The organism is Brachybacterium saurashtrense, assembly GCF_003355475.1.
Taxonomy (GTDB): domain Bacteria; phylum Actinomycetota; class Actinomycetes; order Actinomycetales; family Dermabacteraceae; genus Brachybacterium; species Brachybacterium saurashtrense.
Window position 1 is genome coordinate 1,523,611 of the sequence record NZ_CP031356.1, and the last position, 24,500, is coordinate 1,548,110.

A 24,500-nucleotide genomic window follows, 5' to 3' on the forward strand; every position below is an offset into this window, starting at 1 on the left:
GGGCGACGCGGGCGCCGCAGCCCGCCGGACCGCTCAGGAGGCCAGGCGCTCCGCCCAGGACGGCGCGATCCGCAGCAGCGCCTCGAGCGCCGCCTCGTCCAGCAGGGTCGAGGCGTCGGGCTGCGCGGAGGGATCCGCCCGGCCGGCATGCACCTCGTGGGAGGCGCCGGTGTGGGCGATCACCGCCACCCCGGCGGCGTCCGCATCGGAGTGGCCCAGCCGGCGCCAGGTCTCCAGCATCGTCTCCAGCTCGGGGCCGAGGTTCCCGCCGGGGCGGGGGTCCACCACGAGCTCCAGCACGGCGCCGTCGTCGCAGGCCTCGGCGATGCCCTCCCACAGGGCGCGGCCCGCGTCGGTGGACAGCGACGGCAGGCGGCGCGGCGCGATCGCGAGCCGGCGGATGCCGGCGTCCCGGGCGGCGCGCAGCAGCTCCAGATCCGCCCCCACGCCCACGGTGACGGCGTCCGGGCCCAGGCCGAACTCCTCCAGGGCGACCATGAGGATCCGCCACAGCATCCCGATCTCGGGGGCGGGCACCGCCGGGTAGCGGCGGCGGCCGGACGGGGTGGGGATGCGGCCCGCGTGGATCGCGGCCACGGCGTCCTCGCGCAGCAGCACGTGCTGCTGGGCGCCGGGGACCCTGTCGGCCACCAGGCCCAGGTGCTCCACCAGGCCCTCGGCCAGCAGCATCGGGAGGTCTCGCACCGCGCCCGGGTCCCCGAGGGTGCGCTCCCCGGACTGCAGGAAGGTGGCACCGGCGAGCGTGGCCGGGCCCAGGGCGGTGGTCATCAGCGGGCCGCGGTACCCCAGAAGCGCGATCCGGGCCGCGTCCAGCATCCGCTCGCGCATCTCGCGGGCGTGTTGCCAGGCGAGCCCGGTGCCGGTGCCCAGCCGCCAGCCGTAGCTCACCAGGTCCCCGGTGGTCTCGGCGAGCAGGGCGAGGGTGGCGGGCAGCAGGTGGTCGGTCTCGTCCAGGCCCAGCGCGGAGGGCAGGTAGAGGCGGGTGGCGATCTGCTCCTCGGGGTCGTCGCCGAGCAGCGCCCGCACCCGCATCAACGCCGCGAGGTGCGGATCCTCGGGCAGGCCGAGGCGCTGCGTCTCCTGCGCCGTGGGGGCGCGGAAGGTGCCGTCGCCGGTGAGGGTGACCAGTGATCTCATGCGCGTCGCTCCAGGGTGGCGGCGGCGAGCACCCGGTCCTCGTCGTAGAGCACGAGGGTCTGACCGGGCGCGACGCCGCGAAGTGGGGTGTCGAGGCGGATCCGCAGGGCGGTGCCGGCGGGCTCCACGGCAGGGGTGGCGCCGTCGGCGCGAGCCGGGGCCGGGCCGCCCTCCGCGGGCGGCACCGCGGCGCTGGTGGAGGGGACCCCCACGAGCGTGGCGGGGATCGCCTCGCCGTGGGCGCGGATCTGGGCGCTCACCCGCCGGCCCGCGGTGAGCGGCTCGAAGGAGATCACGTCCCCGGCCACCAGCTCGTAAGTGGAGAGCAGCTCGGCCGCGCCGATCACCACCTGGCGGGAGGCGGGGTCGATGTCGACCACGTAGCGGGGGGCGCCGTCGGGCGCCGGTCGCTCGACGCCCAGGCCGCGGCGCTGCCCGATCGTGAACCCGTGGGTGCCGCGATGGGTGCCCAGCACCGTGCCGTCCGCGTCGACCACCTCGCCGGGCGCCTCGCCGAGGTTCCGCTCGAGGAAGCCGCGGGTGTCGCCGTCGGCCACGAAGCAGATGTCGTAGCTGTCCGGCTTGGTGGAGACGCCCAGACCGCGGGCCCGGGCCTCGGCCCGCACCTCGGCCTTGGTGGCGTACTCCCCGAGCGGGAACAGGGAGCGGCGCACCGCCTCCGGCCCCATCACGGCCAGCACGTAGGACTGGTCCTTCTCCATGTTCCGCGAACGGTGCAGCGACGGGGCGCCGCCCGGGCCGTCGGCGCGGATCGAGGCGTAGTGCCCGGTGCACACCGCGTCGAAGCCCAGCAGCGTGGCGCGCTCCAGCAGGGAGGCGAACTTGATCCGCTCGTTGCAGCGCACGCACGGGTTCGGGGTGCGTCCGGCGGCGTACTCGGCGAGGAAGTCCTCCACCACCAGGTCGTGGAAGTCGTCGGAGAGATCCCACACGTAGTACGGGATCCCGATGCGCTCGGCGGCCCGGCGGGCGTCGGAGGCGTCCTCCACGGTGCAGCACCCGCGGGAGCCGGTGCGGGTCTGGTCACGGCTCTTGGACAGCGCCATGTGCACGCCCACCACCTCGTGGCCGGCCTCGGCGGCGCGCGCCGCCGCGACGGCGGAGTCGACCCCGCCGCTCATCGCCGCCAGCACCTTCATGCGCCGTCGCCCTCCTCCGGATCCTCACAGCTCCTGCCCATCGAGTGTACGGAGGAGGGTGCATGCGGTCAGCGTCCGTGAACGTGAGATGCGCCCCGCGGGATGGTGGGCCGCGCCGGGATCAGCGGTGCAGGGCGCCGACGGCGCGGGCGCGCTCGAGCGCACCGGGCAGCACGGCGAGCAGGTGATCGACCTCCGCCTCCGTGCTGGTCCATCCCAGCGAGAGCCGCAGCGCACCGCGGGCCTCCCGCTCCGGCACGCCCATCGCGGCCAGCGCGGGGCTGGCCTGCGTGACGCCCGCCGCGCAGGCGGAGCCCGCCGAGCAGTCCACCCCGGCGGCGTCCAGCAGGAACAGCAGGGAGTCCGCGTCCGCGCCGGGGAACAGCAGGTGCACGATGTGCGGGGAGTGCGCGGCGGTGGGCAGGGTGGGGCGGGCCGACGGATCCAGCGCCGCGACCCCGGCCCGCAGCCGCTCGGCAAGGGCGGCGAGGCGGCGGGAGCTCGCCTCCTGCGCGTCGAGCGCCTCGCCGAGGGCGGCGGCGAAGGCCGCGGCCTGGGCGGCGTCGAGCGTGCCCGACCGCACCCCGCGCTGCTGCCCGCCGCCGGTGGAGAGCTCCGCGAAGCGCACCTCGGGCCGCGCCACCAGCACCCCAACCCCCACGGGGGCGCCGATCTTGTGGCCGGACAGGGACATCAGGTCCACGTGCTCCCGGCGCGGCAGCGGCACGTGCCCCACCGCCTGCACGGCATCGGTGTGCACCAGGGTGCCGTGGGCGCGGGCGCTCTCGGCGAGCGCGGCGATGTCCTGCACGGCGCCGGTCTCGTTGTTCACCAGTGCCGCGCTGAGCACGCCCACCGCGCCGTCGGCCAGCGCGCCGTCGACCTCCTCGGGGCGCAGCGCCCCGGCGGCGTCCACGCCCAGCTCCCGCACCTGCAGGGCAGCCTCGGCCCCGGCGAGCGAGCGGGCCGTGGCGAGCACCGCGGGATGGTCGGTCGCGGCGACGGCCACCGCGGTGCGGGACGGGTCCTGGCGGAGCCTGCCCAGGGTCGCCCCGCGCAGGGCGAGGTTGTCCGCCTCGGTGCCGCCGGAGGTCATCAGCACCCAGCTGCGCGGCACGTCGAGGCGGGCGGCGATGGTGCCGATCGCCTCGTCGAGCACGGCGCGGGCGCGGCGCCCGGAGGTGTGGACAGCGGACGGGTTGCCCACCACCTGCGAGGCCTCGAGGAAGGCCTCGCGGGCCGCGGGCCGCATCACGGTGGTGGCGGCGTGGTCGAGATACGCGCGCGGAGTGTCCTGCGAGGTCATCACGTCCTCACCACGGCTTCACGGGGTCGTCGTCGGAGCCGTCGCTGCCGTCCTCGCCGTCGCCGCCCTGGGCGTCGCGGTTGCGCTGCTCGAGCTCGTCGTCTTTCTGGTCCTCGGAGCTGCCGCTGGTGGGCGCCTCCTCCTCGGGGCCGTCGCCCTCGGGATCGTCACGGGTGGGGTCCCCGGGATCTTGCGCCTCGGGGGTCCCGCCCTCCTCCTCGCCCTCGCCGCCGTCCTCCTCGCCGCGGGCGTCGGGGTCGTTGCCGGCCTCCTCGTCGGCCTCGCGCCGCTTCTCCTCCACCCGCTCGCCGTTGTCCTCGGTGCTCTCGGAGTCCTCGTTGCCGGAGCCTCCGCCGCCCTGGCCCTCGCCGTCGCCCTCGCCGCCGCCTCCGCCGAGGCAGGGCGCCAGCAGCTCCTCCGCCTCGTACAGACGGTCCGCGCGCTGCTGGGGGTCCTCGAGCAGATCGGCCTGGCGCTCGATGGACAGCGCGAGGTTGTTGAGGATCTTGCACTGGGCGTGCAGCGGGGAGTTCAGGTCGCTGTGCGCGGTCCACTCCTGAAGCGCCAGGCGCAGCTCCTCCTCGGCGGCGGCGTCCTCGCCCTGCTGCAGCAGGGAGGTGCCTCGGGAGAGGTGCGGCAGGTAGGGCTCGAACCAGTTCACGCGCTCCACAGGCGCGAGGCGCTCGATCGCCGTGGGGTAGTCGCCGTCGCCGTAGGCGCCCAGGTGCATCGCCTGGGTGATCGGCATGGACACGAAGCGCACCGCGAGCATCGCCAGCACCAGGATCACCGGCGAGAGCAGGGCGAACACGATCCACCGCACCCGCCGCAGCCGCCGCACGTCCAGCCCGAAGTCGCCGGGGCGCCCCGCGGTGCTCTGCGCGAGCGCGCCCTCGGTCGGGGGCGGGGCGCCCGCCGGGTCCGGGCGCGGATCCTGCACCGTCGGTGCGCTCATCGCGAGGCTCCTGAAATGTCGTAGCGGTCCAGCCTGCGGGGCAGGCGGTAGGTCATCTCCCCCAGCTCCCAGATCAGCAGGGCCGCGAGCGGGATGGAGGCCACCCAGTACCAGTCCTCGACGCTGGCCGCCTCGCGGCGGGACTCGGAGGGGATCGGCCGCAGGGTGATCCCCTCCATGGTGCCCTCGATCGGAGCCTCGGGATCGTCGCGGTGCAGGTAGGGCACCTCCATCTGCTCGGCGATGGTGCGCAGCTGCTCCTCGTCGATGCTCGAGATGCCCTGCTGGCCGTCCGGCCCGGTGATGTACTCGCCGTGGTCCTCGCCGCCCTGCACCTTCATCGGCCCGCCTTCGGCGGTGCCGTAGCCCAGCACGGCGCCGCCGTCGATGAACCCGGCGGCCTGCGCGAAGGACTCCGAGTCCCGGTCGTCGGTGTTCTCCCCGTCGGAGAGGAAATACACCAGGATGCTGGAGTCCGGGTCCTCCCGCTGGGTCTCGGTGATCTCGATCATCAGCGAGGTGAGGGGGCGGTCCACGTTCGAGCCGGTGGAGTAGGCGGTGGGCTCGGTGGTGAGGGTGTCGATCCAGGCCCGGGCGGCGCCGGCGTCGGTGGTGAGCGGGAGCTGCTGGGTGGCGGTGGAGTCGAAGGCGATGATCGAGTAGCGGGCGCCCTCGGTCATGCCCATGATGCGGTCCATGTCCGCCCGCACCCCGTCGAGGCGGGGCTGGTCGCCGGCGTAGTCCTCGGCGTTCATCGACCCGGTGCGATCCACCACGAAGAACACGTTCGCGTTCATCCGCTCGGTCTGCTCCCCGGCGATCGGGGTGACCGGGCGCAGCGCCACCGCCAGCAGCAGCACCACCATCAGCAGCCGCCGCGCCCAGGCCAGGCGCTGCCGGGGACGCCGCACCAGCAGCACCGTGCACAGCAGCGCCATCAGGGCGAACAGGGGCAGGCTCGCCCACAGCGGCATCAGGGGCTCCAGTCGCATCAGCGGGACCTCCATCCCAGCACCAGGATCCCCACCAGGGAGAGGAAGGTGAGCACGAAGCCGAACGCCGGATGGTCCGTGCGCAGCACGGTGGGCGTCGCGCCCAGCACCTCGGCCTGGGTCTTCTGGATCTGGCCGATGATGGAGGGGATCGCCTCCGGGTCCGAGGACTCGTAGAGCTCGCCGTCCTGGTCCTCGGTGGCGGTCTGGAGCTCCTCGAAGCACTGCGGACCGCACTCGTACGCGCCGGGGTAGAACGTGTACAGGTCGATGTCCCGGGAGGAGACCCGTTCGGTGGCCTCCTCGAGGGAGAAGATCGGTTCGCCGTTGACCTCGTTGTCGGTCGCGAAGATGATCGAGCGGGAGCGGTCCTCCTCCGCCTGGTCGAACAGCTGCGCGCAGGAGGCGAGGCCGTCCGGCACGATCGAGGCCTCGTCGGCGATGCCGCGGGTGCCCTCCACGAACTCGACGTACTGGCGCACCTTGTCCTCGGAGTACTCCCGATTGCCCAGCCGGTACCCGAACTCGTCGAAGTCGATCGCCTCGGCGCCGTTCTCGAGCTCCCGCTGGATCAGGTCGTAGTCGTTGGTCAGCGGGAACACGGTGCGGCTGGTGGAGTTGAAGATCGACAGCGCCACCCGCTCCCCCTCGAAGTCGTCCACCAGCGCGGCGAAAGTGGCGAGGATCTCGGTGTCGTACTCGTACATCGACCCGGACACGTCCAGGCACAGCACGATGTCACGGGAGGAGAACTCGGGGGTGGCCAGCCGCTCGGTGGCGATGCGGCCCGAGAGCACCGAGGCGGAGAGCACCGCCAGCACCGCCACGCCCACCTGCGCGGCGCGCAGCACGCGCGCGGTGCGGCGGGCGCGCACGTAGCTGGGGATCCTCTCCAGGTAGCGGGAGTTCGCCACCAGCACCGGGGAGCGGCGCATCGCCCGGCGGTGCCAGAAGGTGATCCCCCACACCGTCAGAGCGGCCACCAGGAGCAGTGCGGTGACCCACCAGAAGATCATGACCATGCGCGGATCACCTCCCTCGCCTCGCGCACGGAGTCCCGCAGGTCCTGCTGCGAGGCCTTGGCGAAGTCCGGCTCGTACAGCCGGGAGATGAGGGCGCCGACGGGCCGGGTGCGCTCCTCCGCCAGCAGCGTCGCGAGATCCTGGCTGGTGACGTCGTGCCCGGTGGTGCGACGCACGAAGCGGCGCATCACGCCGGTGAGCTCGTGGTGCCCCTCCCGGGCGCCCAGCGTCCCGGCCTCGTGGCGGTCAGCGATGTCGTTGACGGCGCGCAGGAACTCCGCCTTCAGCGCCTCCCCCTCGCCGGGCCGGTTCCGGTAGGCGATCCGCTTCTCGATCGCGCGGGTGATCCGCAGGGTGCCCAGGATCAGCGCGGCGATCACCAGCAGGCACAGCACGGCGAGGATCACCCACGCGATGGAGTACTGCGGCGGGTCGATGATCTCCGGCGGGGCGGGCTCGCTCAGCAGCCGGCCGACCTCCCGCACGGCGGCTCGGGGCTCAGGCACGGGCATGGCGGTACTCCCTCGCCTTGAGCAGCGCGATCAAGTCCTCGACGACGGTGGTCTCCCCCTGGGTGAGCAGATGGCTGACGTGCAGCCGGTCCAGCATCTCCCCGATGCCCTCGGTGCGGGCCCTGCGGTAGGCGGCCACGTCCTGGGAGACCCGCTTCGAGGTGCGCGCCAGGGAAGGCACCTCCTGCGGGGACTCCACGTCCACCACGTCGTGGTCGAGCGCGGCGCCCTGCAGCGGATCCGCATCCGCGATCCGGATCACCAGCAGGTCGTGACGGGTGGTGAGCCGGCGCAGCAGCGTGAAGTCCTCCACGGCGGGGTGGGCCTCGTCGGTGATGATCGTCATCAGCGTGGGCCGGGTGGTGACGCGGAACGCCCGCTCCAGCAGCCACGCGCTGTCCGCCGGGGCGGAGGCCGTGGTGGTGCCCTGCTGGACGGTGCGCAGCAGCAGCTCCAGGTGCCCGTCGCTGGAGCGGGAGGGCAGCTGGATCGGCCTGGGCTCCGCACCGGCGACCAGGCTCACCAGGTCGCCGTTCTTCTGCGCCAGGAAGCAGATCATGCCCGCGGCGAGGATCATCGCGTCCCGCTTCGAGGAGCCGTCGGCGGCGGTCGCGGCCATCGCCGAGGAGGTGTCGGCGACGATCGAGAGGTGCCGCACCCGCTCCTCGTTGAACTGCCGGATCAGCGGCTCCCCGGAACGGGCGGTGGCCTTCCAGTCGATGTCGGAGATCTTGTCCCCGGGCTGGTAGTACTTCAGGTCGTCGAAGTCCTCGCCGCTGCCCTTGAACAGGGAGCGGCCGCGGCCCTGGATGAGCCCCCGTGCCCGGTTCGAGGTGTGCAGGTCGACCCGGGCCTTGACCCGTGTCAGCAGCGAGGTGGCCATGAGAGGGTGTCGCGCTCCGTCCGTCTGCGAGGTGGTGGCGGTGGGGCCGGGCCGCTCAGGGCATCGGCACGGCGTGGAACACCGCGTCGATGATCTGCTCGGGCTTGATGCCGCTGGCGAGCGCGTCGAAGGTGAGCACCAGGCGGTGGCGCAGCACCCCGTAGCGCATGGCGCGCACGTCGTCCGGGGTCACGTAGTCGCGGCCCTGGAGCAGGGCGTTCGCCTGCGCGACCCGCATCAGGGCGAGGGAGCCGCGGGGGCTGGCCCCCACCCGCACGGACTGGGTGAGGTTGGGCACCGGGCGCGGGCCCGAGCCGCGGGTGGTGAACACCAGGTCGATGATGTAGCGCTTCACGGCCGGGTCCACGTACACCTGGTCCACCATCGTCTGGAGGAAGCGCACGTCCTCCAGGGAGACCGAGCCCACCGCCTCGCGTGGCCCGGTGAGGCTGCCGGCGGTGGAGCGGTCGAGGATCTCGTGCTCCTCGCCGGGGCGCGGATAGGTGAGGATCTCCTTCATGAGGAAGCGATCCATCTGCGCCTCGGGGAGCACGTACGTGCCCTCCTCCTCGATCGGGTTCTGGGTGGCCAGCACCATGAACGGCTCGGGCAGGCGGTGCACCTCGCCGCCGATCGAGGTCTGCCGCTCCTGCATCGCCTCGAGCATCGCCGACTGCGTCTTGGCGCTCGAGCGGTTGATCTCGTCCAGCAGCACCACGTTGGCGTGCACCGGCCCCAGCTGGGTGGTGAAGGTCCCGGAGCCGTAGTTGAAGATCTGGGTGCCGATGATGTCGTTCGGCATCAGGTCCGGCGTGCACTGGATGCGGGCGAAGGAGCCCGTGATCGAGGAGGCCAGGGCGCTGGCCGCAGTGGTCTTGGCCAGGCCGGGCACCGACTCCAGCAGCACGTGCCCGCCGGCGGCGAGCGCGGCCAGCAGCGTGGTGCGCAGGTTCTCCTGCCCCACCACCCGGGACTGGAACACCCCGGTGATGGTGCCGATGATCGAGGCGCTCCGCTCGAGCTCCGCCGGCGCGATCGCGGCGCTCGCGGGCGCGAACTGGCCGGGACGGCCCGCACCGGGCGCCGCACCCTGGCGGGCGGGGCCGGGGCCCGACGGGACCGGGCCGGGGCCGGGGGCCGACGGGGCGGAGTGTCCCGTCGGCGCGGGCGCGCCGGCGGGCGCGGGCGGGGCGGCGGGACGCGCCGGGCCCCCCGGGTGCGGGCTGGGTGGGTTGCTCATGCGCTGCGGTTCCCCCGTCGTACGTTCTGCTGGTGCCTGCGGTGCCGCACGGGCGGCCCGCTCATGGGCCGCGCGGCCCACCTCCCCCGAGGCGGCCGGAGGCCGGACCGGCCGGACCCGGCGGACGGATCGCTCGTGCCGACGATCCGCTCCGCGCCGTGAGCGCGACGGGACCGCCGCGACGATCCTAGCGGCACGGGTCACGCGGAGGGCGCATCCGGGGCGGCGCGGTGGAAGAATGCGGCCGTGCCCGCAGACCGAGACGACCGCCTGACCCCGCCCTGCGCCCCCACCTCCCCCGGCCTGGTGGTGGACGAGCAGGGGCGCGGCACCTTCGCGGTCGCCGCCCCGCGGGCGGAGGCCGTGGACCTGTGCATCCGTCGGGGCAGCACCGAGCAGCGCCGGCGCCTGCGGCACGTGGACGGCGGCCTGCACTGGGACCACGTCACCGGGATGATCCCGGGCACGCGCTACGGCCTGCGGGCGCTGGGGCCGTGGGCCCCGGCCGACGGCCTGCTGTGCAGCCCGCACCGGCTGCTGCAGGATCCGCGGGCGCGCGGCGTGTCGCACTCCTCGCCGCTGCTGAGCTCGTTCTTCCCCTCCGAGGTGGACGCGATGCTGGACCGGGTCGGGGACCCGGCCCGCCGCGCCGAGGCGGACAACGGGGACGACGCGGTGTGGTCCGTCGTGGTCTCCGACGCCTTCGACTGGCAGGAGGACCGCCGGCCGCGGATCGGCTGGGACGCGACGGTGCTCTACGAGCTGCACGTAAAGGGCTTCACGCAGCTGCACCCCGCCGTGCCCCCGGAGCAGCGCGGCACCTACGCGGGACTCGCGCACCCGGCCGTCCTCGACCATCTGCGGAGCCTGGGCGTGACCAGCCTCGAGCTGCTGCCCGTGCACGCGGCGATGGACGAACCGCACCTGACCCGCCTGGGGCTGACGAACTACTGGGGCTACTCGACGATGTCGTACTTCGCCCCGGAGCCGTCGCTGGCCACCGCGGCCGCGCAGGCGGCCGGCGCGCAGGCCGTGGTCGACGAGGTCAAGGCGATGGTCCGCACCCTGCACGCCGAGGGCTTCGAGGTGATCCTCGACGTGGTCTACAACCACACCGCCGAGGGCGGCGCCGACGGACCGGCGCTCAGCCTGCGCGGCCTGGACAACCTCGAGCACTACTGGACCGACCACGGCCGCTTCGTGGACGTCACCGGCACCGGCGGCACCCTGGACCCCCGCTCGCTGCACGTGATGGATCTGATCCTCTCCTCCCTGCGGTACTGGGTGCAGGAGATGCACGTGGACGGCTTCCGCTTTGACCTCGCCGCCACGCTGGGCCGGGACGACCACGGCTTCCGCCCTGACCATCCGCTGCTGCGCGCGATCGCCACGGACCCGGTGCTGCGGGACGTGAAGCTGATCGCCGAGCCGTGGGACGTGGGCACCGACGGCTGGCAGACCGGCCGCTTCCCCGTGCCCTTCGCGGAGTGGAACGACGCCTTCCGCGACGACGTGCGCTCCTTCTGGCTCTCCGACCGGGGGCTGCGGGAGCGCACCGGCACCGAGGCGATCGGCGGCGTGCGCGATCTCGCCACCCGGATGGCCGGCTCCAGCGACCTGTTCACCGCCCGGGACCCGCTCGAGCTCCCGGCGGGGCGCAGCCTGCGCGCCCCCTGGGCCTCGATCAACTACGTCACCGCGCACGACGGACTCACCCTGCGCGACCTCACCGTCTACGAGACCAAGCGCAACGAGGCCAACGGGGAGGACAACCGCGACGGCACCTCCGACAACCGTTCCTACCACCACGGGCACGAGGGCGAGCTGCCCGCCGGCTCGCCGGAGGCGGCGGTGCTCGAGGAGCGCCGCCGCCGCACCGCCCGCAGCATCCTGGCCACCCTGCTGCTGGGCTCGGGCACCCCGATGCTCACCGCCGGGGACGAGCGGGGCCGCACCCAGCAGGGCAACAACAACGCCTACTGCCAGGACAACGAGATCTCCTGGGTGCACTGGGACCGCAGCCGCGCCGCGGAGGCGCTGCAGGAGACCACCGCGCACCTGCTGCGCCTGCGGCGCGAGCACCCGCAGCTGCGCACCCCGCACTTCCTGCGCCCCGCCGATCCCGCGGCGCCGGACGCCGACCAGGTGGCGTGGTTCGGCGCCGACGGCCGGCCGCTGACCCATGAGGAGTGGATGGACCCCTCCCAGCACCTGCTGGGCATGCTGCGCCCCGCCCGCCGCGGCCATCCGGGCGCCGAGCACCTGCTGGTGCTGCTCTCCTCGGGCGCCGAACCGCTGCGGGTGCCGCTGCCCGCCGCGCCGTGGCCGCAGGGCGACGCCCGCGTGGTGATGGACACCGCGCTCGAGTCACCGACGCTGCTGGACCACGCCCCGCTCGATGACCGCACGGTCACCGTGGGGCCCGGCGCCGTGGTGGTCGTCGCGATCGCCGCCGACCCCGCAGGGAGCGTCGCGAACGGGCTATCGTGAGGGCTGTCACGACGATCGTCGCAGGGCCGCCCCGTTCCCCGTGGGCACCCAGGCAGGAGAGGCCATGTCAGAGACCGCAGACCTCGAGGGACTGGGCGCCGGGATCGGGAGGATCCCGATCATGGGGGTGCGTCCCGTGGTGGACGGCGGCCGCTTCCCCGCCCGGTGCGTCGAGGGAGAGACCGTCGCCGTCGGCGCCAACGCCTTCCGCGAGGGACACGACGCGATGGGCGTGCAGCTGGTGCTCACCGACCCCGACGGCCGGGAGACCCGGCAGTCGCTGCGCTCGACCAATCCGGGCCTGGACCGGTGGGAGACCGAGATCCGCCCCGACGCCACCGGGCACTGGAGCTTCCGGATCGAGGCCTACTCCGCGCCGTACGAGACCTGGGCACACACCGCCGAGGTGAAGATCCCCGCGGGGATCGACCAGGACCTGGTCTGCGCCGAGGGCGCCCTGGTGCTGGAGCGCGTGCTGGAGGAGGTGGAGCAGGGCACCCGGCCCGCCGCCGACGGCCCGGTGGTGCGGGCCGCGCTGGAGAGCCTGCGCTCCCCCGGCCTGCCCGCCGCCGCCCGGGTGGCGCCGGCGCTGGCCGCGGACCTCCGCGGCATCCTCGCCGAGCGGCCTCTGCGCGAGGGCGTCACCGCGGCCGGCCCGTACCGGCTCGTGGTGCAGCGGCGCCGTGCGCTGTACGGCTCCTGGTACGAGTTCTTCCCGCGCTCCGAGGGAGCGCACTTCACCCCCGAGCACGGCTGGACCTCGGGCACGCTGCGCACCGCCGCCCGCTCCCTGGACCGGATCGCGCAGATGGGCTTCGACGTCGCCTACCTCACCCCGATCCACCCCATCGGCACCACCTTCCGCAAGGGGCGCAACAACACCCTGGACCCGCAGCCCGGCGATCCCGGCTCCCCGTACGCGATCGGCTCGCCGGACGGCGGCCACGACGCCATCCACCCCGAGCTGGGCACGCTGGAGGACTTCGACGCCTTCGTGGACCGGGCGAAGGAGCTGGGCCTCGAGGTCGCGATGGACATCGCGCTGCAGTGCTCGCCGGACCACCCCTGGGTGAGCGAGCATCCCGAGTGGTTCACGGTGCGGGCCGACGGCACGATCGCCTACGCGGAGAACCCCCCGAAGAAGTACCAGGACATCTACCCCCTCAGCTTCGACACCGACTACGAGGGGCTCTACACCGCGATCCGCGACATGCTCGAGCACTGGGTGGCCCACGGGGTGACCCTGTTCCGCGTCGACAACCCGCACACCAAGCCGGTGCGCTTCTGGGAGGAGCTGCTGGCCGAGTTCGACCGGACCCATCCCGAGGTGATCTTCCTGGCCGAGGCGTTCACCCGGCCCACGATGATGCACACCCTGGGGAAGGTGGGATACCACCAGTCCTACACCTACTTCACCTGGCGCGAGACCGCCGAGGAGCTGCGGGAGTACCTCGAGGAGCTGGTGGAGGCGGCGCCGTACATGCGCCCCAGCTTCTGGCCCACCACCCACGACATCCTCACCCCGTACATGAGCTCCGGCGGCCGCAGCGCCTTCGTGCTGCGGGCGATCCTCGCCGCGACCCTGGTGCCCACCTGGGGCATCTACAGCGGCTACGAGCTGGTGGAGGACGTGCCCCGCCCCGGCGCGCAGGAGCAGATCGACAACGAGAAGTACGAGTTCACGCCCCGGGACTACGCCGGGGCGCTGGCCCGCGGGGAGAGCCTGGAGCCGCTGCTGGCCTCGCTGAACCGGATCCGGCGCGCGCACCCCGCGCTGCAGACCCTCACCACGATCCGCTTCCACGAGGCGGACGACGAGCAGGTGCTGGTGTTCTCCAAGCACCTCGACGCCGCGGCGAGCGGCACCGGGTCCCCGGACACCGTGCTGGTGGTCTCGCTCACCGCGCACGACCGCGACGCCCACACCGCCGTGCACCTCGATCTCGACGCGCTCGGCGTGGGGGACGCCTTCGACGTCGAGGACCTGCTCACCGGCGAGCGCTTCCGCTGGGGCCGCGACCCCTTCGTGATCCTGAGCGCGGCCGACCGGCCCGCGCACGTGCTGCGGATCATCCACCCCGAGGAGAGCTGACATGACCGAGACCCCCACCCCCTCCGTCCCGGCGATGCCGCTCGGCGAGCACGCCCTGGGCGCCACGGCGGCCGGCAGCCATCACGACCCGCACTCCGTGCTCGGCGCCCACGAGTACGGCGGCGGGATCACCGTGCGCACGCTCAAGCCCCTCGCGCACGTGGTGGAGCTGGTGCTCCCCGAGGGCGGCACGGTGACGATGGAGCACGAGCGAGGCGGCATCTGGGTGACCACCGTGGCCCGCACCGCGCTGCCCTCCCACCGGATCCGGGTGACCTGGTCCGCCGGGGACGAGCCGGTCGACCTCGAGGAGCCCTACCGCTTCCTGCCCACGATCGGGGAGCTGGACCTGCACCTGATCCGCGAGGGCCGCCACGAGGAGCTGTGGCGGGCGTTGGGCGCGCACGTGCGCACCGTCGACGGGGTGGAGGGGACCTCCTTCGCCGTGTGGGCGCCGAATGCGCGCGCCGTCCAGGTGGTGGGCTCCTTCAACGGCTGGGACGGACGCGGCCATGCGCTGCGCTCCCTGGGAGAGTCCGGGGTGTGGGAGCTGTTCGTGCCCGGCGCCGGCGACGGCGAGGTCTACAAGTACCGCATCCTGGGGGCGGACGGCACCTGGCGGGACAAGGCGGACCCGATGGCCCGCTTCGCGGAGGTCCCGCCCGCCACCGGCTCCGTGATCACCCGCAGCGACTTCGAGTGGAGCGACGAGCACTGGCTCGCCGAGCGCGCCGGGCGGGATCCGCTCGCCTCCCGGATGTCCGTCTACGAGGTGCACCTGGCCAGCTGGCGCCCGGGCCTGGGGTACAGGGAGCTCGCGGACGAGCTCACGGAGTACGTGCGGGACATGGGCTTCACCCACGTCGAGTTCATGCCCGTGGCCGAGCACCCCTTCGGCGGCTCCTGGGGATACCAGGTCACCGGCTACTACGCCCCCACCTCCCGGCTGGGCTCCCCCGACGAGCTGCGCCACCTCGTCGACACCCTGCACAACGCCGGCATCGGCGTGATCCTGGACTGGGTGCCGGCGCACTTCCCCAAGGACGAGTGGGCGCTGGGCCGCTTCGACGGCACTCCGCTGTACGAGCACGCCGATCCCCGCCGCGGCGAGCATCCCGACTGGGGCACCTACATCTTCGACACCGGCCGCCACGAGGTGCGCAACTTCCTGGTCGCCAACGCCTGCTACTGGCTCGAGGAGTTCCACGTCGACGCGCTCCGGGTGGATGCCGTGGCCTCCATGCTGTACCTCGACTACTCGCGCGAGGACGGTCAGTGGGTCGCCAACCGCCACGGCGGGCGCGAGGACCTCGAGAACATCGCCTTCCTGCAGGAGGCCACCGCGACCGCGTACAAGCGCGCGCCGGGGATCATGATGATCGCCGAGGAGTCCACCTCGTTCCCCGGCGTCACCCGCCCCACCGACGCCGGCGGGCTGGGCTTCGGCTTCAAGTGGAACATGGGCTGGATGCACGACACCCTGGAGTACCTCGGCCAGGACCCGATCCACCGCCAGTACCACCACGGCGAGCTGACGTTCTCGATGGTCTACCAGTACTCGGAGAACTTCGTGCTGCCGCTGAGCCACGACGAGGTGGTGCACGGCAAGGGCTCCCTGCTGCGCAAGGCCCCCGGCGACGACCGGCAGCAGGCCGCGACGTTGCGCGCCTACCTCGCCTTCCAGTGGACCCATCCGGGCAAGCAGCTGATCTTCATGGGCATCGAGTTCGCCCAGGGCACCGAGTGGTCCGAGCAGGCGGGACTGCCGTGGTGGCTGCTGGAGTACCCGCTGCACCGCGGCGCCCAGCAGCTGGTGCGGGACCTCAATGCCCTCCAGGCCGAGTTCCCGGCGCTGTACGAGCGCGACCAGGAGCCCGGCGGCTTCGAGTGGCTGATCGGGGACGACGCCGAGCACAACGTGCTCTCGTTCGTGCGGCGCGATGCGGCCGGGGATCCCGTGGTGGCGGTGGTGAACTTCTCCGCGCAGCCCTGGCACGACTACCGCATCCCGCTGCCCGAGGGCGGCACCTGGCTGGAGGTGCTCAACTCCGACGCCCCCGTCTACGGCGGCAGCGGCGTAGGGAACCTGGGGCGCGTGCATGCCGAGGCGCTGCCCCTGCACGGCCGCGACCACTCGGTGCGGCTCTCCGTCCCGCCGCTGGGAGCGGTGCTGCTGGCGCCCTCCCGCCTCCGCGAGGCCTGAGCACGCAGGCGCCGGCTCAGCGGCCGGCGCCTGCGGCGCGGGTCAGAACAGGAGGTTCGCCAGGCGCTTGCGGGCCGGGCCGACGCGGGGGTCGTCCGGGCCGGCCACCTCGAACAGCTCCAGCAGGCGGGCGCGCACGGCGTCCTTGGTCTCCTGGTCGGCGCCGCGGAGCTGCTCCAGCAGGCGGCCGAAGGCGTCCTCCACGTGACCTCCGAGCATGTCGAGGTCCGCGACCAGCAGCTGGGCGTCGAGGTCCGCGGGCCGCTGCGCGGCGGCCTCCCGGGCGGCGGCGAGATCCGCGTCGCTCGTGCGCTGCATGAGCGACACCGTGGCCAGGCCCGCTTTCGCCTCGGCATCGGCCGGCGCCTCCTGCAGCTGGCTGCGGTACGCCGCCTCCGCGGCGTCGAGATCGCCGCGCTCGATCGCCGCGTACGCCTCCGCGATCAGCGGCGGCAGCGGCTCCTCGGCCGGGGCCTGCGGCGCCTCGCCCTCGGGCAGCTCCATGCCCTGCTGGCGCGCCACCTCGACCACCTGCGCGAGCAGGGAGTCGATCTCCGCGTCCGGCAGCACGGACTGCACGATCGGCTGCAGCTGCCCCTGGATGAGCAGCAGCAGGGTGGGCAGCTGCTGCACCCGCAGCGCGCCCGCCACCCGCTGCTGCGTGTCGGCGTCGACCGTGCCCAGGCGGATCGCGCCGCCCTGGGCGTCGACGCCGCGGCGCAGCGAGGCCAGGAACTGCGCGCCGTCGGGCACGCGGGAGCTGGTCACCAGCAGCAGCGTGGGGATCTGCTGGGAATCGGCGATCAGCTGCTCGAGGCCCTGCTCGGTGACGGCGATCTCGTGCGCCGAGGGGGTTCCGGCATCGGCCGCGCCGGCGTCCTGCCCGCCGGCGGGCTGCTTCAGCGCCGCGAGGTCGATGACTCCATACGGATCGGTCACAGGTGAACTCCTTCGTGGAATGGGGGACGGTGCCAGTGTAGGGAGTTCGTCGGCGGGCGGAGCATCCCGCGCCCCGCCGCCGCGGTCGCCGCTCGCACCCCGGCTCCCGGGGCGGCCGCCCGGCGGCTCACTCCCCGCTGGCGCCCACCGCGATCTGCGAGGCGGCGATCGGCTGGACCTGCCCGCCGGCGTCCTTCGAGGGGATGTGGAGGGCGACGTGCGTGCCGTACTCGCGCACGTACTCGGAGGTGAACTCCTTGGTGCCGATCACCTTGGTGTACTCGTTGTCCTCGGCGTAGCGCATGGTGGCGCCGTCCTTCACCTTCACCCGGCGGGTGGAGCGCAGGGTCGCCATCACGATCGCGCCGCCGTCCTCGGTGCGCAGGCCCACGAACTCGTCCTCGTCCACCGAGTAGCGCTCGTGGATGGTGGCGGCCTCGTCCCACTCCACGCCCTGGTTCAGCTCCGAGCGCTCCCCCTGGATGTTCTCGTGGGTGGCGGTCTGGAAGGGGTTGGGCGCCAGGAGGTCGTCGGGGTCCTTGGAGTCCCCGTTGGACAGCACGCTCGCGTACAGCGCGAGCGCCTTCGCCGGGGCCATCAGCAGGCCCTCCGCCTCACGGTCCAGCGGCTCCGCGCCCACCGCGGCGTTGGGGACCGTCGGCATCTCCACGCCCACCGCCTGCTGGGCCCAGCCCCAGGTGGTGTACTCGGCGGTGGCCTTCTCCTGGCGCAGCGCCACGAAGTACGGCACGCCGTCCTCGACCGAGTCCTCCACCAGGGCGATCGCCACCCGCGGGAACTCCGCGGAGACCGAGGTCATCGGGACGATCAGCTCCGTGCCGGGCACGCGCAGCTGCTCCGCCCACTCCTCCGCCTTCTCGATCATCTCGTAGGCGGCCTTGCGGAACTCGGCGGCGGAGCCGCTCACGCGCGGTGCCAGGCCGTCGGCGTCGCGCGCCTCGTCCGCTGCGAGAACGGTCTCGTTGATCTCGGGGATGATCCGGGCGAACTGCTCGGTAGTCTGCGCCGGGACAGGCTGCTCGGCCGGCGTGCCGGTGGGCGGCGCGGCCGGCGGCGCCGGCTCCGAGGAGCAGGCCGCGAGGACGCCCGAGGCCAGCAGACCGCCGGTGCCCAGGAGGAGGCCGCGGCGGCCGAAGGGGGCAGTGCTCATCGTGGAGTCCTTCCGTGCGCTGCGGCGCTGGTCGGGGCGGGTCATCGGGGGTCCTCGTCGTCGACGGCGTCGATCTGCTCGGTGCGGTCGTCGTCGGGGCCGGCGGCGGTGCGGTCCTCGGTCCCGGCGGAGGGCTCCGCGTCGGAGCCCTCGGCCGCCCGCTCGGACCATGCGTCGTCGTCCTCGGGGCCGGAGTCGGCGGTCTCCTCCCCGGCGGTCGCGGCGCCGTGCGCGAGGAAGGGCGCAGCGGGTGCGGCGCTCGACTCCTCCACCTGGTCGTCCCGCTCGCGACGACGGCCGCCCAGCGAGACCACCAGCAGCACCAGGCCGATCACCGCGATCGCGGCGCCCCCGGCGTAGGCGAAGGGCACCCACTCGTTCTCGGCGTCCACCGGCCAGGTGATCGACACAGACTCCGCCCCGGGCTCGGTGCCGTCGGTGACGATCAGCAGCGACCGGTAGGCGCCGTCCTCGCCGGCGCGGAAGTCCGCGATGTCGATCGTGTACGGGCTCGGCTGCGTGTCCACGGAGCGCCAGAGGTCCGACGAGGTGGGATCGTCGATCTCCGCGGCGCCGTCCGGGTTCACCTCCTGGGTGGAGAGGGTGGTCCAGTCGCTCGCCCCAGTGATCCGGGTGTAGCGAACCTCCTCCAGGTACGCCTCGATGTCGCCGTCGCCGGCGGTGATCACGGAGACGTCCGAGGCGCCCTCGATGACGGCCTCGCCGTCCTCGCCGCCCACGTAGAGCACGCCGGGATCGAGCACCACGGCCGCGCCGGGATCGGACATCGTCACCGTCGCGGTGGTCTCGGTCGCCGGGGCCCAGGTGGTCTCGCCCAGACGGCCCAGCACGAGGCCGATGAGGCCGATCAGCACCAGGAGGACGGCCAGGAGTCGTTGCACGGTAGAAGCTCCTTCGACGGGGCTCGGCACATACCGAGCAGGGGACCCGGCCACGATACGAGCCGCATCGGGGCCGCGACAGGCCCGAGTGAGCATCTGCACCTGGGTAAAGCACTCCTCATGTCCCTCTCATAGAACTCTCACGTGCACGGATGCTCACACCGCGCGCGCTCCCGGCATACCCCGGCGGTGTAATACCCTGGCCGGGTGCGTCTCGTCGTTGCCCGCTGCTCCGTCGACTACACCGGTCGACTCACCGCCCACCTCCCGCTGGCGCCGCGCCTGCTGATCATCAAGGCCGATGGCAGCGTGCTGGTCCACTCCGACGGCGGCAGCTACAAACCCTTGAACTGGATGAGCCCGCCCTGCACGCTCACCACCTCCCGCCGCGGCGACGCCGAGGCGCAGGAGGATCCGGAGGGCGACTGGATCGAGCAGTGGGACGTGGTGCACGACAAGTCCGGGGATCGGCTGCGGGTACGGCTGCACGAGATCCACGAGGACTCCGCGCACGAGCTCGGCGTGGACCCCGGCCTGCAGAAGGATGGCGTGGAGGCGCACCTGCAGGCCCTGCTGGCGGAGAACATCGGCACCCTCGGCGAGGGGTGGTCGCTGGTGCGCCGCGAGTACTTCACCGCGATCGGCCCCGTGGACATCCTCGCGCGTGACGAGAACGGCGGCTCCGTGGCCATCGAGATCAAGCGTCGCGGAGAGATCGACGGCGTCGAGCAGCTCACCCGGTACCTCGAGCTGCTGAACCGTGATCCGCTACTCGCCCCGGTGCGCGGCGTCTTCGCCGCCCAGGCGATCAAGCCGCAGGCCAAGGTGCTCGCCGCCGACCGCGGGATCGACTGCGTGACCCTCGACTACGACGCGCTGCGCGGCATCGACGACGCCGAGTCCCGCCTGTTCTGACCCGCGCCGGCCGGCAGATCCCCGCCACCCGTCGCCGCCCGCCCCACCGCCCCACCGCCCGGCACCGCCTCGAGGGAGAGCACATGAGCACCCACACCGCCCCCGACTCCCCCACCGTGGACCTCGCCGTCCGCGGCACCGCCGTGCTCGCGCAGGGACTCGTCCCCGACGCCCTGGTGCTCGTGGACGGCGAACGCATCACCTGGGCGGGGCCGGCCTCGCAGGCCCCGCCGCACGAGGCCGCCCGCACCCTCGCGCACGACGGACTGATCCTCCCCGGGCTCGTGGACCTCCACTGCCACGGCGGCGGAGGGGAGTCCTTCCCGGATGCGACCGGTCCCGGCCAGATGCTCACCGCCGTGCGCGAGCACCGCCGGCACGGCACCACCTCGCTGGTCGCGTCCCTGGTCACCGCCGACGCCGCGACGCTACGCGCCCGCGTCGCCGATCTGGCCCGCCTCGCCGCCGACGGCGAGATCGCCGCGCTCCACCTCGAGGGACCGTTCCTCTCCGTGGCACGCCGAGGCGCCCAGAACCCCGAGCACATCGTCGCCGGTGACACGGCGCTGGTGCGGGAGCTCGCGGACCTCGCCGGCGGCGCCCTCGCCACGATGACCGTCGCCCCGGAGGTGGAGGGCTCCGACGCCGTGCTCGAGGTGCTCGCCGAGGTGGGGGCGCTGCCCTCGCTGGGCCACACCGACGGCTCCAGCGCCTCGATGACCCGCGCCGTGGGACTCTCCGGCGAGGCGCTGCGCCGTCATCGCGGGCGCTCCCCGCGCCCCACCGCCACCCACCTGTTCAACGGCATGCGTCCCATCCATCACCGCGATCCGGGGCCCGCACTGGCCGCGCTCGACGCCGCGGCCCGGGGCGAGCTGGTGGTGGAGGTCATCGCCGACGGCGTCCACCTCGACGCCCGCACCGTCGCGCACGTGTTCGCCCTCGCCGCGGAGGACGCCGTGGTGCTGGTCACCGACGCGATGGCCGCCGCCGGCATGCCGGAGGGACAGTATCGACTGGGCTCCCTGGACGTCACCGTCGAGGCGGGCGTGGCCACCCTCACCGACGGCGGCGCGATCGCCGGCGGCACCGCGCACCTGCTGGACGTGGTGCGCTTCGCGGTGCTGGAGGCCGGTGTGGACCTGGTGCGTGCGGTGCGCGCGGCCTCCGCGACGCCCGCGGAGGTGCTGGGGATGCAGGATCGGATCGGCACGCTCGCGGCGGGTCGACGCGCGGACGCGGTGCTGGTGGACGAGCGGCTGGCCCCGGTGACGGTGCTGCGCGGAGGCGCGCTGGTCGCGGACTGATCCCGCGGGCGGACCGCACCGTCCGCAGGGCTCGGGGCTCAGTCGGCGTCGGGCTCAGTCGGCGTCGCCGCGCACCAGGCCCGTCGGCGCCGCCTCCAACCAGGAGGTCAGCGCCGCGCCGGAGACCAGATCCATCACGGCGCTGACCGCGCGCCCGTCGCGCATGCTGAACTCCACCAGGACGCTGTCCTCGGCGCCCGCGACCTGCGCGGGCAGGCGCCGACGGGAGACGTCGCCGATCTCGCTGCGCCGCAGCACCACTTCCGGCCCGATCCGGAACGAGAAGGCGCGGAACCAGCGGAGGCGATCCGTGCCGAAGCGCATCAGGCCGTGCTGCCAGCTGGACCCGCCCACCAGGCCGTGCCGCTGAAGAGTGCACGGGAACCCGCCGCGCCGCCTCGAGATCGCCGCCTGTCGGGCCAGGAACAGCACCGCGGTCAGAACGACGAGCATCCCGATCCCCACGAGGAGGATCGGGATGCTCAGATCGTTCATGCCGGGCGGCTGCGGCTCAGTGGCGGGACGCCGCGGACGAGGCCGGGGTCGCGTCGTCGACGCCGATGGTCACGACGTCGGCGTCGACCGAGACGAATCCGCCCTCGACGTCCAGCGCCTCGACGTGGCCGTCCGCGTCGATGATGCGCACCACGCCCGTGCCGAGGATGGCCAGGGTGGGCTGCATCTGCGGGAGGATGCCCATCGAGCCGTCGATCGCGGGCACCACGACCTGCGCGGCCTGCCCGGTCCAGACGGTGCGGTCCGCGGTGACGAAGGTGACCTCGAGCGCACTCACGCGCCGAGCTCCTTGTCGATGCGGTGCTGGTTCTCGAGCACCATGTCGATGCCGCCGACGTTGAAGAACGCCTGCTCGGTGATGTGGTCGAACTCGCCGTCGCAGATGCCCTTGAAGCCCTCGATGGTGTCCTTCAGCGGGACGTCCGAGCCGTCCACACCGGTGAACTGCTTGGCGAGGTGGGTGTTCTGCGAGAGGAACTGCTGGATGCGCCGCGCGCGCGAGACGATCACCTTGTCCTCCTCGGAGAGCTCGTCCACGCCGAGCATCGCGATGATGTCCTGCAGCTCCTTGTTGCGCTGGAGGATCTGCTGCACGCGCACCGCGGTGTCATAGTGGTCCTGGCCCACGTAGCGCGGGTCGAGGATCCGCGAGGTGGACGCCAGCGGGTCGATCGCCGGGTAGAGACCGCGCGAGGCGATCTCGCGGGAGAGCTCCGTGGTGGCGTCGAGGTGGGCGAAGGTGGTCGCCGGGGCCGGGTCGGTGTAGTCGTCGGCCGGGACGTAGATCGCCTGCATCGAGGTGATGGAGTGGCCGCGCGTGGAGGTGATGCGCTCCTGCAGCACACCCATCTCGTCTGCCAGGTTGGGCTGGTAGCCCACCGCCGAGGGCATGCGGCCCAGCAGCGTGGACACCTCGGAGCCCGCCTGGGTGAAGCGGAAGATGTTGTCGATGAACAGCAGCACGTCCTGCGCCTGCTCGTCGCGGAAGTACTCGGCCATGGTGAGGGCCGAGAGCGCGACGCGCAGACGGGTCCCCGGCGGCTCGTCCATCTGGCCGAAGACCAGCGCGGTCTTGTCGATGACGCCGGACTCGGTCATCTCCTCGATGAGGTCCCAGCCCTCACGGGTGCGCTCGCCCACGCCGGCGAACACGGAGACGCCGTCGTGGTTGTTGGCCACGCGGTAGATCATCTCCTGGATGAGCACCGTCTTTCCCACGCCGGCGCCGCCGAACAGGCCGATCTTGCCGCCCTTGACGTACGGGGTGAGCAAGTCGATGGACTTGATGCCGGTCTCGAACATGACCGTCGAGGACTCGAGCTGGTCGAAGTTCGGGGCCGTGCGGTGGATCGGCCAGCGATCGGTGATCTCGAGCTGCTCGGCCGGCTTGTTCAGCGGGTTGCCCACCACGTCGAACACGGTGCCGAGGGTGACGTCACCCACGGGCACGGAGATCGGCGCACCGGTGTCGGTCACGGCCTGGCCGCGGACCACGCCGTCGGTGGGCTTCAGCGCGATGCCGCGCACCATGCCGTCGCCGAGGTGCTGGGCCGTCTCGAGGGTCAGGGTCGACGCCTCGAGGCCCGAGCCGGTGTCCTCGATCTGGATGGTCAGCGCGTTGTAGAGGTCCGGGATGTTCCCGGGAGGGAACTCGATGTCGATGACGGCGCCGGTGACGCGGGCGACGCGTCCGGTGGCACCGGCCGCCGGGGCGGCGGGGGCCTGGCTCTCAGAGGTGGTGGTCATGTGCGTTCTCTCCATGTCGTGCCGACGCGGGCGACGTCGGCCGGTGTCTCGTGGGCTGTCGCTCAGCGTTCGGTGCGGCCGGATCCCGAGAGCGCGTCGGCACCGCCGACGATCTCCGTGATCTCCTGGGTGATCTCCGCCTGGCGGGCGGAGTTCGCCAGCCGGGTGAACTTGTTGATCTGGGTCTCCGCGTTGTCGGTGGCGGTCTTCATCGCACGCTGCGTGGAGGCGTGCTCCGAGGCCATCGCCTGCAGCAGGATGTTGATGATGCGCGAGCGGATGTAGCGCGGCAGGAGCTCGCCGATCACGCTCTCCGCGTCCGGCACGAACTCGTACAGCGGGTAGGCGGGCGCGTTCTCGCCGCGCACCGCACCCAGGCCCATCGGCACCATGCGCACCGAGCGGGCCTCCTGGACGAAGCGGCTGTGGAAGCGGGTGCCCACCACGTACAGCTCGTCGAGGTGCACCGACGGATCCTCGCTGAGCAGGTCCTCGGTGAGGGTGGTCGCGATCTCCCGGCCCAGAGCGGGCAGCTCGTGCTCCTTGTACGGGGTCCAGGAGCGCTGCGGGATCCTGTTGCGGAACCGGTAGTACGAGTCGCCCTTGCGGCCGACGACGTACATCACGGGCTCCTTGCCCTCGTCGCGCAGCGTGTTCGCGAGCTGCTCCGCCTCACGGATCACATTGTGCGAGTACGGGCCGGTCATGCCGCGGTCCGCGGTAATCATGAGGATCCCGGCGCGGCCGGTCTGCGACCGCTCGGCGTCCAGGAACGGATGCGCGATCTCCGTGGAGTGCGCCGCCACCGACCCGATCGCGCGGGTGAGCGCCTCGGCGTAGGGCGTGGTCGCCTCGACCCGTGCATGCGCCTTGGCGATGCGCGAGGCCGCGACCATCTCCTTGGCCTTGAAGATCTTCTTCATCCCCTGTGCGGAACGGATCCTCTGCTTGTAAACCCTCTGCTGGGCTCCCATGTCTCTCCTCGTGCGGG

General features: G+C 73.0%; 21 protein-coding genes. 5 read left to right on the forward strand and 16 right to left on the reverse strand.

The genetic code is table 11. From position 1 onward, the window contains the following. Positions 1–33: 33 nt before the first annotated feature. From DWV08_RS06905 to DWV08_RS06945, 9 genes are all read right to left on the reverse strand, one after another. Positions 34–1,158: a hypothetical protein gene (locus DWV08_RS06905; protein WP_115413124.1), complete on the reverse strand. Its 1,125-nt coding sequence runs from the start codon at positions 1,156–1,158 to the stop codon at positions 34–36. Continuing rightward, a complete protein-coding gene (gene mnmA, locus DWV08_RS06910) occupies positions 1,155–2,318 on the reverse strand; it encodes a tRNA 2-thiouridine(34) synthase MnmA (protein WP_115413125.1) in 1,164 nt (387 codons plus the stop codon). Before mnmA ends, DWV08_RS06905 begins: the two co-directional genes overlap by 4 nt. 121 nt (positions 2,319–2,439) lie before the next feature. Continuing rightward, positions 2,440–3,624 (reverse strand): cysteine desulfurase family protein, encoded by a 1,185-nt coding sequence (locus DWV08_RS06915; RefSeq protein ID WP_115413126.1) that lies wholly within the window; start codon positions 3,622–3,624, stop codon positions 2,440–2,442. Between the two features lie 7 nt (positions 3,625–3,631). Next, positions 3,632–4,579, reverse strand: coding sequence for a hypothetical protein (locus tag DWV08_RS06920; protein WP_115413127.1), 948 nt, complete (start codon positions 4,577–4,579; stop codon positions 3,632–3,634). After that, entirely contained in the window at positions 4,576–5,571 is a 996-nt protein-coding gene (locus DWV08_RS06925) for a vWA domain-containing protein (RefSeq protein ID WP_115414938.1), read from the reverse strand. The genes DWV08_RS06920 and DWV08_RS06925 overlap by 4 nt, the downstream gene beginning before the upstream one ends. Then, a complete protein-coding gene (locus DWV08_RS06930) occupies positions 5,571–6,593 on the reverse strand; it encodes a vWA domain-containing protein (RefSeq protein WP_115413128.1) in 1,023 nt (340 codons plus the stop codon). The genes DWV08_RS06925 and DWV08_RS06930 overlap by 1 nt, the downstream gene beginning before the upstream one ends. Beyond that, positions 6,584–7,105 (reverse strand): hypothetical protein, encoded by a 522-nt coding sequence (locus tag DWV08_RS06935; protein ID WP_115413129.1) that lies wholly within the window; start codon positions 7,103–7,105, stop codon positions 6,584–6,586. Before DWV08_RS06935 ends, DWV08_RS06930 begins: the two co-directional genes overlap by 10 nt. Further along, complete coding sequence (locus tag DWV08_RS06940) at positions 7,092–7,988, reverse strand: DUF58 domain-containing protein (protein WP_115413130.1); 897 nt, start codon at positions 7,986–7,988, stop codon at positions 7,092–7,094. The genes DWV08_RS06935 and DWV08_RS06940 overlap by 14 nt, the downstream gene beginning before the upstream one ends. 55 nt (positions 7,989–8,043) lie before the next feature. Next, positions 8,044–9,228 (reverse strand): AAA family ATPase, encoded by a 1,185-nt coding sequence (locus tag DWV08_RS06945; protein ID WP_241237365.1) that lies wholly within the window; start codon positions 9,226–9,228, stop codon positions 8,044–8,046. A gap of 246 nt (positions 9,229–9,474) precedes the next feature. Here DWV08_RS06945 and glgX point away from each other — a divergent pair, with 246 nt between their 5' ends. The 3 genes from glgX (at position 9,475) to glgB (ending at position 16,013) form a co-directional block, all read left to right on the forward strand. Next, positions 9,475–11,718 (forward strand): glycogen debranching protein GlgX, encoded by a 2,244-nt coding sequence (gene glgX / locus DWV08_RS06950; protein WP_115413131.1) that lies wholly within the window; start codon positions 9,475–9,477, stop codon positions 11,716–11,718. A 64-nt stretch (positions 11,719–11,782) separates the two neighbouring features. After that, the gene (locus tag DWV08_RS06955) at positions 11,783–13,810 is read left to right on the forward strand and encodes a maltotransferase domain-containing protein (protein ID WP_115413132.1); all 2,028 of its coding nucleotides are present in this window, start codon (positions 11,783–11,785) and stop codon (positions 13,808–13,810) included. Between the two features lies 1 nt (position 13,811). Then, positions 13,812–16,013 (forward strand): 1,4-alpha-glucan branching protein GlgB, encoded by a 2,202-nt coding sequence (gene glgB, locus DWV08_RS06960; protein WP_115413133.1) that lies wholly within the window; start codon positions 13,812–13,814, stop codon positions 16,011–16,013. A 42-nt stretch (positions 16,014–16,055) separates the two neighbouring features. Here the strand turns inward: glgB and DWV08_RS06965 are convergent, their stop codons facing one another. From DWV08_RS06965 to DWV08_RS06975, 3 genes are all read right to left on the reverse strand, one after another. Beyond that, positions 16,056–16,952 (reverse strand): co-chaperone YbbN, encoded by an 897-nt coding sequence (locus DWV08_RS06965; protein WP_115413134.1) that lies wholly within the window; start codon positions 16,950–16,952, stop codon positions 16,056–16,058. Between the two features lie 127 nt (positions 16,953–17,079). Beyond that, entirely contained in the window at positions 17,080–18,168 is a 1,089-nt protein-coding gene (locus DWV08_RS06970; protein WP_115413135.1) for a DUF8094 domain-containing protein, read from the reverse strand. Further along, the gene (locus DWV08_RS06975; protein WP_241237364.1) at positions 18,165–19,025 is read right to left on the reverse strand and encodes a hypothetical protein; all 861 of its coding nucleotides are present in this window, start codon (positions 19,023–19,025) and stop codon (positions 18,165–18,167) included. Before DWV08_RS06975 ends, DWV08_RS06970 begins: the two co-directional genes overlap by 4 nt. A gap of 207 nt (positions 19,026–19,232) precedes the next feature. Here DWV08_RS06975 and nucS point away from each other — a divergent pair, with 207 nt between their 5' ends. Both nucS and DWV08_RS06985 read left to right on the forward strand, forming a co-directional pair. Then, complete coding sequence (gene nucS / locus DWV08_RS06980) at positions 19,233–19,940, forward strand: endonuclease NucS (protein ID WP_115413136.1); 708 nt, start codon at positions 19,233–19,235, stop codon at positions 19,938–19,940. An 83-nt stretch (positions 19,941–20,023) separates the two neighbouring features. Continuing rightward, positions 20,024–21,247: an N-acetylglucosamine-6-phosphate deacetylase gene (locus DWV08_RS06985; RefSeq protein WP_115413137.1), complete on the forward strand. Its 1,224-nt coding sequence runs from the start codon at positions 20,024–20,026 to the stop codon at positions 21,245–21,247. A 54-nt stretch (positions 21,248–21,301) separates the two neighbouring features. Here DWV08_RS06985 and DWV08_RS06990 read toward each other — a convergent pair whose 3' ends face one another. From DWV08_RS06990 to DWV08_RS07005, 4 genes are all read right to left on the reverse strand, one after another. Then, positions 21,302–21,742 carry a DUF2550 domain-containing protein gene (locus DWV08_RS06990; RefSeq protein WP_115413138.1) on the reverse strand — a complete coding sequence of 147 codons (441 nt, stop codon included), beginning with the start codon at positions 21,740–21,742 and terminating at the stop codon, positions 21,302–21,304. 16 nt (positions 21,743–21,758) lie between these two features. Then, a complete protein-coding gene (locus DWV08_RS06995; RefSeq protein ID WP_115413139.1) occupies positions 21,759–22,040 on the reverse strand; it encodes a F0F1 ATP synthase subunit epsilon in 282 nt (93 codons plus the stop codon). Continuing rightward, positions 22,037–23,509, reverse strand: coding sequence for a F0F1 ATP synthase subunit beta (gene atpD / locus DWV08_RS07000; protein WP_162801518.1), 1,473 nt, complete (start codon positions 23,507–23,509; stop codon positions 22,037–22,039). Before atpD ends, DWV08_RS06995 begins: the two co-directional genes overlap by 4 nt. A gap of 62 nt (positions 23,510–23,571) precedes the next feature. Then, the gene (locus tag DWV08_RS07005; RefSeq protein ID WP_115413141.1) at positions 23,572–24,483 is read right to left on the reverse strand and encodes a F0F1 ATP synthase subunit gamma; all 912 of its coding nucleotides are present in this window, start codon (positions 24,481–24,483) and stop codon (positions 23,572–23,574) included. Between the last annotated feature and the right edge of the window lie 17 nt (positions 24,484–24,500).